Genomic DNA, 17,559 nt, shown 5'->3' on the forward strand with positions numbered 1-17,559 from the left:
CTTGCAAAGGAGCAATCATGACCCCGCAGCCCACCCCTGCAGACAAGTTCACCTTCGGCCTCTGGACCGTCGGTTGGACCGGCGCCGATCCCTTCGGCGTGGCAACCCGCCAGGCTCTGGATCCCGTGGAAGCCGTTCACAAGCTCAGCGAACTCGGCGCCTACGGCATCACTTTCCACGACAACGACCTCATTCCTTTCGATGCGAGCGCCTCCGAGCGCGATCTCATCCTTAAGAACTTCAAGGCAGCCCTGGCCGAGACCGGCCTGAAGACGCCCATGGTTACCACCAACCTCTTCAGCCACCCGGTCTTCAAGGACGGCGGCTTCACCTCCAACGACCGCTCCATCCGTCGCTTCGCCCTGAGCAAGATCCTCCGCAACATCGACCTCGCCGCTGAACTTGGCGCAGAGACCTTCGTGATGTGGGGCGGCCGCGAAGGCAGCGAATATGACGGCTCCAAGGACCTCTCCGCAGCGCTGGACCGCATGAAGGAAGGCGTGGATACCGCCGCCGGGTACATCAAGGAGAAGGGTTACGGCCTGCGGATCGCCCTGGAACCGAAGCCGAACGAACCCCGCGGTGACATCTTCCTCCCCACCGTCGGCCACGGCCTGGCGTTCATCGCGCAGTTGGAACACGGCGACATCGTGGGCCTCAACCCGGAAACGGGCCACGAGCAGATGGCCGGGCTGAACTTCACCCACGGCATCGCCCAGGCACTGTGGGCTGACAAGCTCTTCCACATCGACCTCAACGGCCAGCGCGGCATCAAGTACGACCAGGACCTCGTCTTCGGACACGGCGATCTCACCAGCGCGTTCTTCACCGTCGATCTCCTGGAGAACGGCTTCCCCAACGGCGGACCGAAGTACACCGGCCCCCGCCACTTCGACTACAAGCCTTCCCGCACCGACGGCTACGACGGTGTCTGGGAATCGGCCAAGTCCAACATGTCCATGTACCTGCTGCTGAAGGAACGCGCATTGGCCTTCCGCGCAGACCCCGAAGTCCAGGAAGCACTGACAACCTCGGGCGTGTTCGAACTCGGCGAAAGCACGCTGGGCGCCGGCGAAAGCACTGCGGACCTGCTTGCTGACGCCAGCGCATTCGACACGTTCGACGCCGACAAGGCCGCCGAACGCTCGTTCGCTTTCGTCCGCCTCAACCAGCTGGCCATCGAGCACCTCCTCGGCGCCCGCTAAACCTCTCCAACCCACCGCAACCCCGCCGCCGGGCTTGTTCCAGGATTTCCTGGGCAAGCCCGGCGCGGTTCGCCAAAGGAACAACGCATGCCTCTCGTAGCCGGGATCGACAGCTCCACCCAGTCCTGCAAAGTGGTCATCCGGGACTCAGCCACCGGAGCCCTGGTCCGCCAGGGCCGGGCTTCCCACCCTGACGGCACCGAGGTCCACCCGGATCATTGGTGGACAGCCCTGCAGGAAGCCATCGCGGCGGCAGGCGGCCTGGACGACGTCGATGCCGTCTCCGTTGGCGGACAGCAGCACGGCATGGTGTGCCTGGACGAAACCGGAGAGGTGGTCCGTCCCGCACTGTTGTGGAACGATACCCGCTCCGCGCGGGATGCCGAGGAGCTGATTCTCGACGCCGGACAGGGCGATCCGGCTGCCGGATCCGCGTACTGGGCCAGCAGCACGGGGACAGTTCCGGTGGCATCCCTGACCGCCACCAAGCTGCGTTGGCTGGCACGGAATGAACCCGAAAATGCCCGGCGGACGGCTGCGGTGTGCCTTCCCCATGACTGGCTGTCCTGGCGCCTGGCCCGTCATGGTCCGGGAACGGGACCGGAATCCTTGGAACTCCTGCGCACCGATCGCTCCGATGCATCGGGCACCGGGTATTACTCCGCAACCAACGGCGGGTATCTTCCGGAGGTCCTGGAGAGCACCCTGGGGCATCTGCCAATCCTGCCAGGGGTGGTCGGCCCGTTGGAGGCGGCCGGCAAGACCCCGTCCGGCGCCCTGATTGGTCCGGGAGCGGGCGACAACGCGGCGGCGGGACTCGGCGTGAGCGCCGCCGTCGGGGATGTTGTTATTTCGATCGGAACATCCGGCACTGTCTTCGCGGTTTCGGATGTCCCGTCCCAGGATGCCAGCGGATTGGTGGCCGGCTTCGCCGACGCCACAGGGAACTTCCTTCCGCTGGCCTGCACGCTCAATGCCACGCGGATCTTCGATGCCACAGCGGCGCTGCTGGGCGTGAGCCTGACAGAGCTCGGCGAACTTGCACTGTCCGCCCCGGAGGGCGCCGACGGATTGACGCTCATCCCCTATTTCGAGGGCGAACGGACTCCAAACCTTCCTGACGCCACCGGTTCGCTCCACGGCCTCACCCTGTCCAATTACAAGCCCGCCAACCTTGCCCGGGCTGCGGTGGAAGGCGTTATCTGTTCATTGGCTGACGGTCTGTCCGCACTTCAGGCCCAGGGCGTTGAGGCCCGGCGCATCATCCTTGTAGGTGGCGGCGCCCAGTCCGAAGCCGTCCAACAGGTGGCGGCCTCGGCCTTCGGCCTGCCCGTGTTTGTTCCCCGGCCCGGTGAATACGTGGCCGACGGCGCTGCACGGCAAGCCGCGGGTGTCCTCACGGGCCAGCTGCCCGAATGGCCCTTGGACGGCCTGACCGTGAACCGCGGCGATAGCGCTGGCGTGGCCCCCTTCCTGGAAAGGTACCGCCATTACGCCACCAAGGCTGCCATCGGCTGATCACGGTTGCCGGTGCTCTATCGTGACAGGGTGAGCTCTGAACAATCTGCATCAGCCCGCCCGCCTGTCATGGAGGACGTCGCCCGCGTGGCCGGGGTTTCCCACCAGACTGTCTCCCGCGTCCTGAACAACCACCCCAATGTGAGTTCAAAGACGCGCGAACGCGTGGAGCAAGCCATCACCGAGCTCGGCTACCGGCGCAACACGGCAGCCCGCAGCCTGGTGACCCGGCGGTCCCAAACCATTGGAGTCCTGGGCAGCGAGCTGGCGCAGTACGGGCCGTCCCACACCCTCCTGGGCGTGCAGCAGGCGGCAAGGGACGCCGGCTATTTCGTCAGCGTGGCCGGTTTGCGGGAGGTCACACCGGAGACCATCAAGGACGCCATTGCGCATTTCATGGACCAAGGCGTGGATGGCATCGTGGTGACGGTCCCCCACCCCGGCACGTTCGACGTCCTCCGGGACATCACCGCCCAGGTCCCACTGGTGGCCGTGGGGTCGATCGGGGACGAGCACCTCAGTGGGGCAACCGTTGACCAGCGCCAAGGGGCACAGCTGGCCGTTCAACACCTGCTGGAACTTGGACACCAGGAGATCGGCCACTTGTCCGGGCCGGTGGACTGGATTGACGCTGCCGCACGCATCGAGGGCTGGCAGGATGCCCTGGCCCAGGCAGGACTTGAGCCCGCCGCACTGATCGAGGGCGATTGGAGCGCCGAATGCGGGTACAGGGAAGGCCTGAAGATCTCCGCCGACCGTTCCATGACGGCCCTCTTCGTAGCCAATGACCAGATGGCGCTCGGCGTGCTCCGCGCCTTCAACGAAACCGGCGTACGGGTACCGGATGACATCAGCGTGGTGGGCTTTGATGACCAACCGGAGTCGGCCTATTTCATCCCGCCGCTGACCACCGTTGCCCAGGATTTCGAAGAGCTCGGCCAACGATGCATTGATCTGCTGCTGGATCGCATCGAAGGCGGAGCCACCGGAATGGCAGCTACGGTAGCTCCCCGCCTCGTGGTTCGGTCCACCACGGCTGCACTCCGCAACTAGCGCAGACAGGGTCAGCCGGCCCCTCTCCTGAAGACCCAAAGCGCACTTACCGGTCCCCGCTTTGGCTTGCTCTTGACATCAATGTTGTGAGCGCTAACAATTGCATCAGACCTTCTTCACTTTCCACCCCGACCCCCGGCAATGAGGCCCTGGCCAGCCGGATGGAGACCCCCATGAATACCTCTGAAAACCGTCCGCTCGATGAGCAGTTCGTCATCGGCGTGGACTACGGCACCCTGTCCGGCCGCGCCGTTGTGGTGCGCGTATCGGATGGCGCCGAGCTCGGAAACGGCGTGTTCGAATACCCGCACGCCGTCGTGACGGAAAACCTTCCCGGCAGCGGCCGCCGCCTGCCCGCCGACTGGGCTCTCCAGGTCCCCAACGACTACCGCGACGTCCTGCGCAACGCCGTACCGGCCGCCGTCGCCGATGCCGGCATCAACCCGGACAACGTGGTGGGCATAGCCACTGACTTCACCGCCTGCACCATGGTTCCGACGACGGCGGACGGCACCCCGCTGAACGAACTGGAACGCTTCGCGGACCGCCCCCACGCGTTCGTGAAACTGTGGCGGCACCACGCCGCGCAGCCGCAGGCGGACCGCATCAACGAACTCGCCGAAGAGCGTGGCGAGGCCTGGCTTCCGCGTTATGGCGGCCTGATCTCCTCCGAGTGGGAATTCGCCAAGGGCCTGCAGCTCCTTGAGGAAGACCCCGATGTCTACGGCGCCATGGACCACTGGGTGGAGGCGGCCGACTGGATCGTCTGGCAGCTCTGCGGCAACTACGTCCGTAACGCCTGCACCGCCGGATACAAGGGCATCTTCCAGGACGGCAAGTACCCCTCCGAGGATTTCCTGGCAGCGCTGAACCCCGACTTCAAGGACTTTGTCAGCAGCAAACTGGAGCACACCATCGGTCGCTTGGGAGATGCCGCGGGCTACCTCACCGAAGAAGCCGCGGGATGGACCGGGCTGCCGGCAGGAATCGCGGTGGCCGTGGGCAACGTCGATGCCCACGTCAGCGCCCCGGCTGCCAACGCCGTTGAACCCGGCCAGCTCGTCGCCATCATGGGCACCTCGACCTGCCATGTGATGAACGGCGACGTGCTGCGCGAGGTCCCCGGCATGTGTGGCGTGGTTGACGGCGGCATCGTGGACGGACTGTGGGGATACGAGGCAGGCCAATCCGGAGTCGGCGACATCTTTGGCTGGTTCACCAAGAACGGTGTTCCCCCCGAGTACCACCAGGCCGCAGCAGAGAAAGGCCTGGGGATCCACGAGTACCTCACTGAGTTGGCAGAGAAGCAGGCCATCGGCGAGCACGGCCTGATCGCCTTGGACTGGCACTCGGGAAACCGCTCCGTGCTGGTGGACCATGAGCTTTCCGGCGTGGTGGTGGGCCAGACCCTGGCCACCAAGCCGGAGGACAGCTACCGGGCCTTGCTGGAGGCCACCGCTTTCGGCACAAGGACCATCGTGGACGCCTTCCGCGATTCCGGTGTGCCGGTCAAGGAGTTCATCGTGGCCGGCGGCCTCTTGAAGAACAAATTCCTGATGCAGGTCTACGCCGACATCACTGGCCTGCAGCTCTCCACCATCGGATCCGAACAGGGTCCAGCGCTTGGCTCAGCAATCCACGCGGCAGTGGCAGCCGGCAAGTACAAGGACATCCGCGAAGCAGCCGCTTACATGGCCGCCGCTCCCGGCGCTGTCTACACGCCCATCCCGGAGAACGTCGCCGCGTACGAGGTGCTCTTCCAGGAGTACAAGACCCTCCACGACTACTTCGGCCGGGGAAGCAACAACGTCATGCACCGTCTCAAGGCGATCCAACGCCAGGCGCAGGGCACCGGTGAGGTGGCCGAACCGGCGTCGAACTCCTCCTCCGATGCCGCAGAGCGGGTGTCCGCATGAGCAACCTCCTTGACACCATCGCCAAAGTCCGCGAGGAAGTCTGCGGGCTCCATGCCGAACTGACCCGCTACGAACTGGTGGTCTGGACCGCCGGCAACGTCTCCGGCCGCATCCCCGGGCACGACCTGATGGTCATCAAGCCGTCGGGCGTTTCCTACGATGACCTCAGGCCGGAGCTCATGGTGGTCACCGATCTTTTCGGCACGCCCGTCCGGGGCATGAACACCGGCAGCGGCGGGACAGTTGACTGGGGCAACCCGGACCTTTCACCGTCCTCGGATACCGCTGCGCACGCCTACGTTTACCGGCACATGCCCGAGGTCGGCGGCGTGGTGCACACCCACTCCACCTATGCCACGGCCTGGGCCGCCAGGGGTGAGGAAATCCCTTGCGTGCTCACCATGATGGGCGACGAATTCGGCGGACCGATCCCTGTCGGACCGTTCGCGCTGATCGGCGACGACTCCATCGGCCAGGGCATCGTTGAGACGCTGAAGAACTCCAACTCACCGGCAGTGCTGATGCAGAACCATGGCCCGTTCACCATCGGCAAATCCGCCCGCGAGGCCGTCAAAGCCGCTGTGATGTGCGAGGAAGTGGCCAGGACCGTCCACATTTCGCGCCAGCTCGGGGAGCCGCTGCCCATTGACCAGGCCAAGATCGAGTCCCTGTACGACCGCTACCAGAACGTTTACGGCCGCTGAGGCGGCCCAGCCAACAAGCCCACGCTTACGTCAAAGCCACCCAGGAGCCCACGAAATGCCCACCGCCAACAACGCCTCCGCCAACTCCACATCGCTTGACCGGTACGAGGTCTGGTTCCTCACCGGCAGCCAGCACCTCTACGGTGAGGACGTCCTCAAGCAGGTCGCGGCGCAGTCGCAGGAGATTGCCAACGTCCTGAACGCTGCCGGCGATGTCCCCGTGAAGCTCGTCTGGAAGCCGGTCCTCACGGACAGCGATGCCATCCGCCGCACCGCACTGGAAGCAAACTCGAATGACTCCGTGATCGGCGTGACCGCCTGGATGCACACCTTCAGCCCTGCCAAGATGTGGATCCAGGGCCTGGACGCACTCCGCAAGCCGTTGCTGCACCTGCACACCCAGGCCAACCGCGACCTCCCCTGGGCGGACATCGATTTCGACTTCATGAACCTCAACCAGGCAGCCCACGGCGACCGCGAGTTCGGGTACATCCAGTCGCGCCTCGGCGTGCCGCGGAAGACCGTCGTCGGGCATGTCAGCAACCCTGAGGTCGCCCGCCAAGTGGGTGCGTGGCAGCGCGCCTCGGCGGGCTGGGCCGCCGTCCGCACGCTGAAGCTGACCCGCTTTGGCGACAACATGCGCAATGTCGCCGTCACCGAAGGCGACAAGACCGAAGCCGAGCTGCGCTTCGGCGTCTCGGTCAACACCTGGTCCGTCAACGAGCTCGTCGATGCCGTCCACGGCGCTGAAGAGTCCGACGTCGACGCCCTGGTTGCGGAGTATGAGCGCCTTTATGAGGTGGTTGACGAGCTGAAGGCAGGCGGCGCCCGCCACGAGTCCCTGCGGTACAGCGCCCGCATCGAACTGGGGTTGCGCAGCTTCCTCGAAGCCAACGGTTCCGCAGCGTTCACCACCTCGTTCGAGGACCTCGGCGAGCTGCGCCAGCTCCCCGGCATGGCTGTCCAGCGCCTCATGGCTGACGGCTACGGCTTCGGCGCAGAGGGCGACTGGAAAACCGCCATCCTGGTGCGAGCTGCCAAAGTCATGGGCGGCGAGCTGCCCGGCGGCGCCTCGCTCATGGAGGACTACACCTACCACCTGGAGCCCGGCTCGGAGAAGATCCTGGGCGCCCACATGCTGGAGGTTTGCCCTTCACTGACCGCCAGGAAGCCGCGCGTCGAGATCCACCCGCTGGGCATCGGCGGCAAGGAAGATCCCGTCCGCATGGTCTTCGACACCGACGCCGGACCCGGCGTCGTGGTAGCGCTGTCCGATATGCGCGACCGGTTCCGCTTGGTCGCGAACGTGGTGGACGTCGTCGACCTTGACCAGCCGCTGCCCAACCTTCCGGTGGCCCGCGCGCTCTGGGAGCCGAAGCCCGACTTCGCTACCTCGGCCGCCGCGTGGCTGACTGCCGGCGCTGCGCACCACACGGTATTGTCCACGCAGGTGGGCCTGGACGTGTTCGAGGACTTCGCCGAAATCGCAAAGACCGAACTTCTCACCATTGACGAGGACACCACCATCAAGCAGTTCAAGAAGGAACTCGCCTGGAACGCCGCCTACTACAAACTGGCCGGCGGCCTGTGAGCGCTGAATACACGCTGACCGCCGGCGGTTACACGGCTGTTGTGGCCGCCCGCGCCGCAGCGTTGCGTGTCCTGCAGTTCGAGGGTCGGGACCTGGTGGTTCCCTTCCCGGAAGGCGGCCCGATCCCGGACTACCGTGGCATCATCGCCGCGCCGTGGCCCAACAGGATCGCTGATGGCAAGTACAGTTTCGACGGCGTCGAGCATCAGTTGCCGGTTAACGAACCCGAGCGGGAAACAGCGCTGCATGGCCTCGCCTTTGTGCTCGATTGGGCCCTGTTGGAGTCCGACGCCGCTTCGCTCACCCTCACCTGCACCGTGGGACCAAGCGAGGGCTACCCGTTCGTACTGGAGCTCGCGGCACGATATGAGCTGGACGGGAAGGGCCTGCGCACCACCGTGAACGCACGCAACGTGGCCGACGTCGCTGCACCCCACGGCGTCTGCCCCCACCCGTACCTGGTGGCAGGTCCGTCGCCACTGGATGAATGGGTGCTTGAGTTCGCCGCAGACTCGTTCCTCGAGGTGACACCTGACAGGCTCCTGCCGGTGGGTCTTGCCCCCACGGAGGGCCACGCTTTCGATTTCCGCACCGCCCGGGCCATCGGCAGCACAGAGATCGATCATGCCTTCACGGACCTCTCGTTCGACGGCGGGCTGGCGCGGCTGTCACTGCGCGACCCGGCGGGCACCGGAGTCGGTATGTCCGGTGTTGGTATGTCATGGGACGAAAGCTGCAAGTGGCTGCAGATCCATACCGCCGACAAGCCAGACCCCCTGCCCAACCGGCTGGGCCTGGCGGCGGAGCCCATGACGTGTCCACCCGATGCCTTCAACAGCGGCACGGACCTGGTCCGGCTTGAACCCGGCGCCGAACACACGGCGTCCTGGAGCATCTACGCGCTATAGCTGCAACGAGCCCGGCCCCGCACGGAAACACTCCGTGCGGGCCGGGCTCTTTCGTCGACCAACCGGGAAGGACTCCGGCTTCGCTACCGGACCGAGGGGACGTGTTGCAGGAGCCGCACGTCCGCGTAACCGTCCTCGACGTCGATGCTTGGCTCGTCGAAGACCCGCACCTGGTGGTCACCGGCGTCCCAGGGTGTCCACCCCGGCTGGCCATCCCGGATGAAGGCCACCGCCGCTCCGTGCACGTCCGCAGCCAAAGCCGCGGGCGGTTCGTCGCCGGCTATCGCGGCCACACGTTCGGCAGAGGTCACATCAAAGAAGAACGGGATGTCGAAGCAATGGCCGGCATCCCCGGTGACCGGTGACCGCCAAGCAAAGCGGTAAACCCACGTGGGTGCCGCCGAGCCGGCACGGGCCTCGGCAACGTTCAGGGTAGGCGTGCGGAAAATCCTGTCGGAAACATATTGGCCAGCCAAGACCTCGCTCGGAAGCCCCCGGTGGCTTGCCAAGTAGGCTTCGGCTATCTCCGGCGAGGCACCCAACCTTTCCAGCAGGGCCGCGTCCGGTTCCTTGGGCAACAACGGGCCGGCACCCGCCGTCGACATGTTGAACTCATGGTCAGTGCAGCCCACCAACAGAGCCTTGTCCGAACCGTTCCCCAGGCGCATGGCCTCAACCGTTGGCCCCGGAATCAGAACGCCGTCAACCACCGGTCCAAACACCAGGCCGTCCCGCATGAGGTCAGCGAGCGACGCGATGGGGTCTGCATGTTGGGGCGTCCCACCCATCCCCGCTACTTCAGCCTGCAGTTCAAGGACGCGTTCCTCGGAAAGTGCCGACAAGCCGGCGCGCGTCGCTTCGACTCCCCCCAACTGGGCCAGGCGGCGGCCGGCGGCCTCCGCCTGGCCCAGCGTCCTCTCGGTGGGGACTCCGGAGAGTGAAATGACCCTCTCGAACAGTGCCTGGGCACGAGACACCGTGAGTAAAGTCATCACTGCTCCCCCTCCAGCGGACTGACCCGCAATCGTCACGCGGGAGGGGTCCCCACCGAAAGCTTCAATGTTGTCGCGAACCCATTCAAGGGCGAGGATCCAGTCCAGAACGCCCCTGTTGTTGGGTGCGTCCGGAATCCAGCCGAATCCGTCGAATCCCAGGCGATAGGAGATGCTGACGGTCACCACACCGTCCCGGTTGAACGAAACACCGTCGTACCAGGGGCTCGCCGGCGAGCCGGCGATGAAGCCGCCACCATGGATCCAGACCAGCACAGGGAGGCCACCGTCCGGGTTCCTGGAAGGGCTTGGGGTGAAGACGTTCAGGTTGAGGATGGAGTCGCCGGGAATGGAGGGCTCCGGAGTAATGATCAGCTCCGAGTCCGGAAGTTTCCGCTGCGGCGTGGCTCCATAGTCGAGGGCATCCCTGACGCCCTCCCATGGCCGGTGCGGCACGGGCTCAGCGAAACGAAGGTCGCCAATGGGTGGTTCGGCATACGGTATTCCGAGGAAGGCTGCGGAGCCTTCCCGCCAGCGGCCACGTACGGCTCCTGCCGTCGTCGGGACTTCTGCGAACTCCTGGGAAAGTGACGGGGTCATGCGGTGGGGCTCCTATCGGACGCTTTTGATGGGGACAAGCACGACGGCGGCGATCGCCACCGCTGCCATGCCGAAAATGAAGAGGGCGGGGTATCCGCCAAAAGAACTGATCAGCACGCTGGCAACGACCGGACTCATTGCCTGCGGGATGTTGGTGGCGATGTTGAGAATTCCGAGATCCTTTGCGGCGGCAGTACCGCCACCGGGGAGGACTTCGGTCATCAGGGCCGTGTCGCAGGCCATGTAGAGTCCGAAGCCGAATCCGTTGACGACGCCCATGGCGATCATGCCGGTGATGTCCGGCATGATCACCGGCATCAACAGCCCCAGCACCATCAATGCGGACGCTACGTAGACGAACACCTTGCGCTTGCCGATGCGGTCACTCCACCAGCCACCCAGCGAAACGGAGATCAGGGTGCTGCCGAGGCCGGCCAGGCTCAGCAGGCCAATGCTGGCGTTGGCTTCTGCAAGCGCCAGGCCGACGTAGTCCGTCAGGATGTACAGCTGGAAAGTGAAGACCACGAAGTAGCCAAGGGTGAAGAGGAAACGGGCCGCGAAGGCCCACGCGAAGTCGGGGTGCTGCCGGGGGCTGATGACGAATCCTGCGAGGAACTGCTTCCACTGGAATGGGGGATGCGTCACGTTCCTGCTGGGGAAGTCGCGGTGCAGCAGGACAAACAGCAGCGCGGCCACGAGGACTGCAATGCCGAACACCGTATAGCCCAGGCCTACATTGCCGGCGAGGTTGCCTGCCAGGATCACACCGGCAGTGGAGCCGGCCATCGTGCCCACACCGACCATGGACGAGGCGATCCCCCGGCGTTCCCGGGGAAACCTGTCCGGGACAATCGCAGAGAACGGGCCCTGCAAAGCATTCAGCGACACCTGGATGATCACCCAAAAGCACACTATCCAGAAGATCGATTCGAGGCCGCCGAGTCCCATGAGGAACACCGCGCCAATCGCGGCTCCAATAAGCATCCAGGGCGCCCGCCTGCCGAGCCTGCTCCGTGTCCGGTCACTCAGCGCCCCCACAACGGGTTGGGCGAATAGCGTGAAGAAGAACGAGACCGTGGAAATGGTGGCGAAGTTGGCTACCTTGTTGGCCTCGTCGATGGCGGCCACCTGGTTTGGCAGAAGCACTGCGATGAGTCCGGAGTAGGTGGCGAACAGGACCATGGAGGTGATGGCCAGCGACGGCAACAGGCCCCTGCCGGCCGGCCGGCTTGTTGCTGTTGCGGGCGAAGGTTCTTCGCTGATCTGAGCGAACGGGGAGAGCTGCGCGGAGCCGGTGACCTGCGCGGACCCGGTGACCTGCGCAGGCTCTGCAACCTGCGCAGACGGGGGCATGGAATTGATCTCAGGCAGGGGTGTGGACACGGCTCTCCTCATCGAGAAAGTTACGGCGGGATCATCGAAAACCGATGATCACTTGGGATTGAGTATGCGCCGCATCCATAAATAATTCAAGGGTTAAATTAAACGCACCTCGAGCGGCTCCCGGAGCAACCGTTTTCTCGATTCCCGGATGGCTCCGAGGAGCGTCGCCTCGTTCTCCAGTTGCCCGGCCCGGATAGTGGGCAGGTAGCTGTCCGGCGAAGGAGAGATCGGTGCGTGCTCGGCGAAGGAGCGGGCTATCCGGTCAGCCAGCACGGACCAATATCCGCCCAGCACCACCGTCTGGGGGTCGAGGGTACGGCTGATGACGTGAAGGGCCCAGGCAACCCAGTCCGCCGCGGCGTCGAAAGCCTCGACTGCGCGCGCGTCGCCGCGTGCAATCCGTTCGGTCAGCTCCCCTAAGGCACTGCCCAGGCCCAAGGATTCCAGTTCTTCGCCCAGCCCGGCAGATTTCAGGACAACGTCAGGTCCGGCGACCAGGACCAGGCAACCGCGTTGCCCGCAGACACAGCGTTCCCCTTGATGGTCCATGGGAAGGTGTCCGAAGCCGCCCGCCAGGCTATGGGCTCCCGTGAGGAGCCGGCCGTCGAGAATGACCGCCCCTCCGATTCCTGAATTGCTCTTCAGATAGACCATGTCCTTGACGCCGGGGAGCAGATCGAATTCAGCCATGGCCGCGAATCCGGCGTCCGAATGCAGGGAGAGGCTCTCCGGTAATCCAGGGACCCGCTTTCGAAGCCCATCAAGGACATCCACTTCGCCCCAGCCCATGTCCGAATCGCCGAAGACCATGGGCGGATTACCAAGCACCGGTGCAAAGACCACCACCGTCACATCCACCACGCGGCGGCCCATTCCCCCGGCCGCTGCCACAGCACGCTCCAGCACTGCCGCCAAGACGTCCAACACAGGCTCCGGGTCCCCCATGGGCCGTCCGTGATGTTCCGAATGGCGGAACAAGACGTCTCCGGCCAAGGAGGCAAGCACTGCGGTGGCCTCATCGGCGTCCAGTTGAAGGGCCACCAGGGCTACGTCATCGGCGGCCAATTCCAGGAGTGTCTGCGGCCGGCCTTTTCCGCCCGCAGAGACCGGTTCAACTTCCCGGATAGTCCCGGCCTCCACCAGCAACCTGGTCAACGCTGTCACTGCGCCACGCGTCAACCCCGTGCCGTCGGCAATCTGGCTGCGGGAACTGGGACCGTGCTCCACGAGGTGTCCAGCCACCAGTTCGAGGTTATGTCGGCGCACGTCACCGCTGACGAGCGAACTGGCGGATTCAAGCCCCGGCGCCCCGGAGCCACGTACGTGGTTGACCATGACGCTAGCCTGTCACACGAACGGCAAGCTCCGCCCGGCACAATCGGCTGGCAACAGATGCCGCCCTGAACGTTCAAAACGGCATCTGCTGCGACCTGCCTGGGTGGTCAGGCGATCAGCCGTGCCGCCCCGGTGTTGATGGAAGATGCGGGGAAGCCGTTGTTGACCACGATCTTCTCCAGGCTGCCGTCCTTCCGCAGCCCGTCAACATAAGCGTTCAGGGCTGCCAGTAGTCCTGCGTTGTCCTTGGTGACCGGGAGGCAGGTCTGGGGAGGTTCGAGGGAGGCCTTGATGGCACTGTCCGGCTCCATGACCTCGACCTTCAGGCCATTGCTGTTGTTGTGGGCCTCACCGAATCCATCAATCCCAACATCGATCCGGCCGGACTTCAGGTCCTGGAACAGGTCCACAGGGGCCTTGTAGAGCTGGAGGTCGCCACCCAGGTAGTTCTTGGCATCGTCCACCCAGACATTGCCATTGACCGTGCCGACCTTCTTGCCCTTCAGGTCAGAGGCCTTTGTCAGGCCATCCTTGGAAATCAGGACCATCTGGTCGGTGTAGATGGGGTCCGTCAGAGCCAGGATTTCCGCGCGTGCCGCCGAACGCCACCAACCACCGGTTGCGATGTCGGCGCGTCCGCCCTGGACCGTCGGAATGACGGCTGCCGCGGCAGCAGAAACCGTGGCGATGTCCAGGCACTCCTTCTTGGCGAAGCCCATGAGGATATCGCCGTCTACCCCGCCGAGTTCATTGCCCTTGAAAGTCACATACGGCGGCGCCTCATACACGGCCACCGTCAGGGTTCCCTTCTTCATGGTGTTGAACTGGGAGGCCGGCTTGCAGTCGGCGGCGGTCTTGGATCCTGCGGCTTCGCTGCCGCCGCCACAGCCGCTGAGAGCAGCGGCCAGCGTCACGGCGGCCACGGCCGACGCGATCATACGTAGTTTCATGGTGGTTCCTTTGCCTAATCGGCGCGTCAACGGTGACGCGCCAAACGATGCTCAACGAAATTGCTCAGGGAACTCGCGGGAATGGTGATCAGGGCGTACATCAGGCCCGCGAGGGTAAGGATGCTCAGGTAGCGGAAAGTGATGGAGCCGATGGAGTAGGCCTGGCTCATCAATTCCGGCATGGCAATGGTGTAGGCCAGGGAGGTTGCCTGGAACACCATGATCGCGAATCCCATGAGCGGCGGGATGGCGATTCTGACTCCTTGTGGAATCACAACAAAACGCAGGATGTCGCGCCGGGCCATTCCCAGTGCATGCGCTGCTTCCACCTCGCCGCCGGGAACAGCCTGCAGGCCCCCGCGAAGGATCTCGCTGGTGTAAGCGGCCGTAGTGAATGCCAGCGCCAACGATGCAGCCACGAAGGACGTCAGCGTCATGCCGGCACTGGGAAGGCCGAAGTAGAACAACTGCAGCACCACCAGGGCGGGTGTTCCACGGCCTATTTCGATCACAGTGATGGTGATCATCCGTAGGACTTTGTTCCGGGAACCGGCACCCAGGGCCAGGAGCAATCCGGCGGGCAGTCCGATCAGCAAAGTGACGAGTGTGAGTTGGAGGCTGACGCCCAGCCCGCCAAGCAGGTCCGGGAAATAGTCCACCCAATCGTTGAAGAATGTCATCGCGCAACCCGCTTCCGGAGCCTGCTGTCCAGCTGCCGGGTGGCCCAAGCGCAGGGAATGGTCATGGCGACATACAGTCCGGCCGCGTAGAGGAACGGAACAATGGCGTCACCACTGACCGTGGACTCATGGCTGGCCCAGTAGATGGTGTCCTGCACCCCGATGACTGATGCCACGGAGGAGTCCTTCAACAAACCAATGGCGAAGGTGGCAGCCGCCGGGATCGAAACGCGAAGGACCTGCGGCCCGATAACGGTGGCCAATGTCGCGCCCCGGGAGAGTCCCAATGCGTCACTGGCTTCCCACTGGCCTTCATGGATGGCGGTCAGGCCGCCGCGGTAGATCTCCGCCATGTAGGCCGAAGCCACCAGCCCGAAACCTATGACGGCAGCGGCGAAGGAGCTCAGTTCGATCACACCGGTTCCGATGCCGAAGTAGATGATGAACAACCACGCCAGCGGAGGGATGCCCCTCAGCAACTCGATGACGGCGCGGGAAATGAACCGGACCGCTGGTATCCGGGACCGGCGGGCAAGCGCCAAGGGAATTCCTCCGATGGCTCCCAGCAGGAATGATGAGAGGGTCAGCAGGAGGGTCATGGTGACGCCCTGCGAAACCACTGCCAAGGCCTCCACCTCAGCGCTCCAGGACGGCGCGGAGGAACTTCCGCGTTCGGTCCATGGTGGGGGCCGTGAAGACGACGGCGGGATCGCCTTCCTCGAGGATGGCGCCTTCGGCCATGACCACCACCCTGTCGGAGACATCCTTGGCGAACTGCATCTCGTGGGTGACCACCACCATGGTCATCCCTTCGGCAGCAAGCTCACGCATGACGGCAAGGACTTCGAGCCCCACCTCGGGGTCCAGTGCCGACGTGGGCTCGTCGAAGAGCATCACCCGGGGGTCCAGGGCCAATGCCCGTGCAATGGCGATCCGCTGTTGCTGTCCGCCCGAGCACCGGCTGGGATACTGCCGGGCTTTGTCCGCGAGCCCCACCCGCTCAAGCAGTGCCAGCGAGCGCGCGTCGGCGTCCTTGGTGTTGCGGCCGAGGACGCGTTCCTGTGGAAGCGAGATGTTCCGCAGCACGGTCATGTGCGGGAACAGGTTGAACGACTGGAACACCATGCCCACATTGCGGCGCAGGCGGACCAGGTCCTTGTGGCTGATCTGGTGTCCGGCGTCCACGTGGTTTCCTTCCACCGTGATCCTGCCGCTGTCCGGAACCTCCAGCAGGTTGATGCATCGCAGCAGCGTGCTCTTGCCGGCTCCGCTGGGTCCGATGATGGCGATCACCTCGCCCTCCCGCACGGACAATGACACGTCGTTGATCACCGTATGGTCCCCATACCGCTTGGTGACGGACTCAAGCGATATGGCGATCGGGTCCTGCGGGGCGGCTTCTTGCATGACTGACTCGTTCCTGACTTGTGTCATCGGCTCATAGCCGGGCCGACAGGCGCCGGAGCCTCGCCGACGTCGAAACCCTTGCCAAGGGCGTTCAGCGCGAAGGAGGCAATGTCGAGGATGGGCACACTGGTGTATTTGCGGATTTCCTGGCGGAATTCGGGCAGCAGGGTGCATTCAAGGACCAGCACGCCGATGTTCTCCAAGCGCCCTCCCGGCCCGAACTCCCGCTTCACTACGGACGCAACGCCTTCCTTGAGCATCTCCTGGTCCCAGCCATTGCCCAGTGCGTGGTCGTTGGTCAGCATGGTTGCCCAGCCCGGTTCGCTTTCCATGCCGGCAATGACAATCCGCGGTGACAACGCGTGGTCGGCCAGCAACTTGGCGGCCAGAGTTTCCGAGACAGTCAGCACACCGATGTCTTTGCTGCTGAGCACCGAGGCGATGGGCAGCAGGTCCAGGCCGCTGGTGATCACGTTGGCCGTCCGGCGCGTGTCCTTGCGGGCGTAGAAGAAGAAGCCGCAGTCGGTGATGACCAGCGGACAGTGGGCCAGCTTTTCGCTGGCGGCCCAAAAAGCGTCGATGGCTTCCGGCTCTCCGGCAACCAAGGGCTCAACCCGGGCTCCGCGCGCCACGGCGTAGGCCACGGGGAGGCCCTGCCAGCTGGCGGGATTCTCGAAGAAACCCACGGGGTTGTTTCTGATGCCTGGCGCATCCGGGGTGAGGCATTCGATGTAGTCCACGGGGTAGGAATCGAGGTCGCACAGGATGACGCCAAGTTGGGGCTTGATGTCAGGCATTGGGTGACTCCCCCGCAACCGGAACGTCGAGCGTTGCTTGGGTGCCGTCGTCGAACGCTTCCATGCGTGTGGCGGCACTGCCGACGATGGCGACGGCATTGACCTCCACGCGGATGCCGGGCAGGTTCAGTTCCTCGCCGATGAGGATGCCCGTTGCCGTAGGGCCGGGGGCCGGGAAGTAGCTGAAACGGATGTCATAGGTCCGCTGCCATTCTTCGTAGCTGAGCTCGCCGGCGTAGAAGGTATTGAACTGGACGACGTCGCCCATGGTGCCGCCGAGGCTTTCGATGACCCGCTTCAGGGACTCCATGACGTTCTTGCACTGGGCAACGATGTCGCCGGGGTTGTTGACGTTTCCGTCCGCGTCGAGGTCTTCCTGGCCGCCCACGTAAATCATGTCGCCCACGCGGATGCCGTGGCTGTGGTTGATCTTGAAGTGGCCCGGCACCTGCCAGTGTCCGGGAACCTCTGCGAAGCGTCGTTCGAGGGTGGTCATTTTTTCGTTCTCCTTTGTGGTGAT

16 protein-coding genes are annotated in these 17,559 nt (G+C 64.5%); 7 read left to right on the forward strand and 9 right to left on the reverse strand.

Going from position 1 to position 17,559, the window contains the following annotated elements; all coding sequences use genetic code 11:
- The first annotated feature begins 17 nt into the window (after positions 1-17).
- The 7 genes from xylA to PYR64_RS17185 all read left to right on the forward strand — a co-directional run bounded on the left by xylA (position 18) and on the right by PYR64_RS17185 (position 8,895).
- Positions 18-1,205: a xylose isomerase gene (gene xylA / locus PYR64_RS17155; RefSeq protein ID WP_018778155.1), complete on the forward strand. Its 1,188-nt coding sequence runs from the start codon at positions 18-20 to the stop codon at positions 1,203-1,205.
- An 87-nt stretch (positions 1,206-1,292) separates the two neighbouring features.
- Entirely contained in the window at positions 1,293-2,723 is a 1,431-nt protein-coding gene (locus PYR64_RS17160) for an FGGY-family carbohydrate kinase (protein WP_275776551.1), read from the forward strand.
- 69 nt (positions 2,724-2,792) lie between these two features.
- Entirely contained in the window at positions 2,793-3,776 is a 984-nt protein-coding gene (locus tag PYR64_RS17165; RefSeq protein ID WP_064722469.1) for a LacI family DNA-binding transcriptional regulator, read from the forward strand.
- 173 nt (positions 3,777-3,949) lie between these two features.
- Positions 3,950-5,692: a ribulokinase gene (gene araB, locus PYR64_RS17170; RefSeq protein ID WP_275776553.1), complete on the forward strand. Its 1,743-nt coding sequence runs from the start codon at positions 3,950-3,952 to the stop codon at positions 5,690-5,692.
- On the forward strand, positions 5,689-6,396 hold the full coding sequence (locus PYR64_RS17175; protein ID WP_018778151.1) for an L-ribulose-5-phosphate 4-epimerase: 708 nt from the start codon (positions 5,689-5,691) through the stop codon (positions 6,394-6,396). Before araB ends, PYR64_RS17175 begins: the two co-directional genes overlap by 4 nt.
- A gap of 55 nt (positions 6,397-6,451) precedes the next feature.
- A complete protein-coding gene (gene araA, locus PYR64_RS17180; RefSeq protein ID WP_275776554.1) occupies positions 6,452-7,987 on the forward strand; it encodes an L-arabinose isomerase in 1,536 nt (511 codons plus the stop codon).
- A complete protein-coding gene (locus tag PYR64_RS17185) occupies positions 7,984-8,895 on the forward strand; it encodes an aldose 1-epimerase family protein (RefSeq protein WP_275776555.1) in 912 nt (303 codons plus the stop codon). Before araA ends, PYR64_RS17185 begins: the two co-directional genes overlap by 4 nt.
- Positions 8,896-8,978: 83 nt before the next feature.
- Here the strand turns inward: PYR64_RS17185 and PYR64_RS17190 are convergent, their stop codons facing one another.
- From PYR64_RS17190 to PYR64_RS17230, 9 genes are all read right to left on the reverse strand, one after another.
- Complete coding sequence (locus PYR64_RS17190) at positions 8,979-10,487, reverse strand: carboxylesterase family protein (RefSeq protein WP_275776556.1); 1,509 nt, start codon at positions 10,485-10,487, stop codon at positions 8,979-8,981.
- Positions 10,488-10,499: 12 nt separating this feature from the next.
- A complete protein-coding gene (locus PYR64_RS17195; protein WP_110505145.1) occupies positions 10,500-11,870 on the reverse strand; it encodes an MFS transporter in 1,371 nt (456 codons plus the stop codon).
- A 93-nt stretch (positions 11,871-11,963) separates the two neighbouring features.
- Positions 11,964-13,205, reverse strand: coding sequence for an ROK family protein (locus PYR64_RS17200; protein ID WP_275776558.1), 1,242 nt, complete (start codon positions 13,203-13,205; stop codon positions 11,964-11,966).
- Between the two features lie 107 nt (positions 13,206-13,312).
- Positions 13,313-14,155, reverse strand: a complete 843-nt coding sequence (locus tag PYR64_RS17205) for a transporter substrate-binding domain-containing protein (protein ID WP_082499733.1) — start codon at positions 14,153-14,155, stop codon at positions 13,313-13,315.
- Between the two features lie 26 nt (positions 14,156-14,181).
- A complete protein-coding gene (locus tag PYR64_RS17210) occupies positions 14,182-14,835 on the reverse strand; it encodes an amino acid ABC transporter permease (protein ID WP_039243131.1) in 654 nt (217 codons plus the stop codon).
- Complete coding sequence (locus PYR64_RS17215) at positions 14,832-15,470, reverse strand: amino acid ABC transporter permease (protein ID WP_018778143.1); 639 nt, start codon at positions 15,468-15,470, stop codon at positions 14,832-14,834. The genes PYR64_RS17210 and PYR64_RS17215 overlap by 4 nt, the downstream gene beginning before the upstream one ends.
- Position 15,471: 1 nt before the next feature.
- The gene (locus PYR64_RS17220; RefSeq protein WP_275776562.1) at positions 15,472-16,242 is read right to left on the reverse strand and encodes an amino acid ABC transporter ATP-binding protein; all 771 of its coding nucleotides are present in this window, start codon (positions 16,240-16,242) and stop codon (positions 15,472-15,474) included.
- A gap of 23 nt (positions 16,243-16,265) precedes the next feature.
- Positions 16,266-17,039, reverse strand: a complete 774-nt coding sequence (locus PYR64_RS17225; protein ID WP_275776564.1) for a hypothetical protein — start codon at positions 17,037-17,039, stop codon at positions 16,266-16,268.
- Positions 17,032-17,535, reverse strand: coding sequence for a RidA family protein (locus PYR64_RS17230; RefSeq protein WP_146230299.1), 504 nt, complete (start codon positions 17,533-17,535; stop codon positions 17,032-17,034). Before PYR64_RS17230 ends, PYR64_RS17225 begins: the two co-directional genes overlap by 8 nt.
- Between the last annotated feature and the right edge of the window lie 24 nt (positions 17,536-17,559).

The sequence above is a fragment of the Paenarthrobacter sp. Y-19 genome, from assembly GCF_029223985.1.
In the GTDB taxonomy this organism is placed as follows: domain Bacteria; phylum Actinomycetota; class Actinomycetes; order Actinomycetales; family Micrococcaceae; genus Arthrobacter; species Arthrobacter nicotinovorans.

Bases quoted from the DNA above. Each gene is read 5' to 3' on its own strand.
- xylA (WP_018778155.1), top strand. From the start codon at position 18: ATGACCCCGCAGCCCACCCCTGCAGACAAGTTCACCTTCGGCCTCTGG.
- PYR64_RS17165 (WP_064722469.1), top strand. From the start codon at position 2,793: ATGGAGGACGTCGCCCGCGTGGCCGGGGTTTCCCACCAGACTGTCTCC.
- PYR64_RS17225 (WP_275776564.1), bottom strand. From the start codon at position 17,039: ATGCCTGACATCAAGCCCCAACTTGGCGTCATCCTGTGCGACCTCGAT.
- araB (WP_275776553.1), top strand. From the start codon at position 3,950: ATGAATACCTCTGAAAACCGTCCGCTCGATGAGCAGTTCGTCATCGGC.
- PYR64_RS17205 (WP_082499733.1), bottom strand. From the start codon at position 14,155: ATGAAACTACGTATGATCGCGTCGGCCGTGGCCGCCGTGACGCTGGCC.
- araA (WP_275776554.1), top strand. From the start codon at position 6,452: ATGCCCACCGCCAACAACGCCTCCGCCAACTCCACATCGCTTGACCGG.
- PYR64_RS17160 (WP_275776551.1), top strand. From the start codon at position 1,293: ATGCCTCTCGTAGCCGGGATCGACAGCTCCACCCAGTCCTGCAAAGTG.
- PYR64_RS17230 (WP_146230299.1), bottom strand. From the start codon at position 17,535: ATGACCACCCTCGAACGACGCTTCGCAGAGGTTCCCGGACACTGGCAG.
- PYR64_RS17175 (WP_018778151.1), top strand. From the start codon at position 5,689: ATGAGCAACCTCCTTGACACCATCGCCAAAGTCCGCGAGGAAGTCTGC.
- PYR64_RS17190 (WP_275776556.1), bottom strand. From the start codon at position 10,487: ATGACCCCGTCACTTTCCCAGGAGTTCGCAGAAGTCCCGACGACGGCA.
- PYR64_RS17210 (WP_039243131.1), bottom strand. From the start codon at position 14,835: ATGACATTCTTCAACGATTGGGTGGACTATTTCCCGGACCTGCTTGGC.
- PYR64_RS17220 (WP_275776562.1), bottom strand. From the start codon at position 16,242: ATGCAAGAAGCCGCCCCGCAGGACCCGATCGCCATATCGCTTGAGTCC.
- PYR64_RS17200 (WP_275776558.1), bottom strand. From the start codon at position 13,205: ATGGTCAACCACGTACGTGGCTCCGGGGCGCCGGGGCTTGAATCCGCC.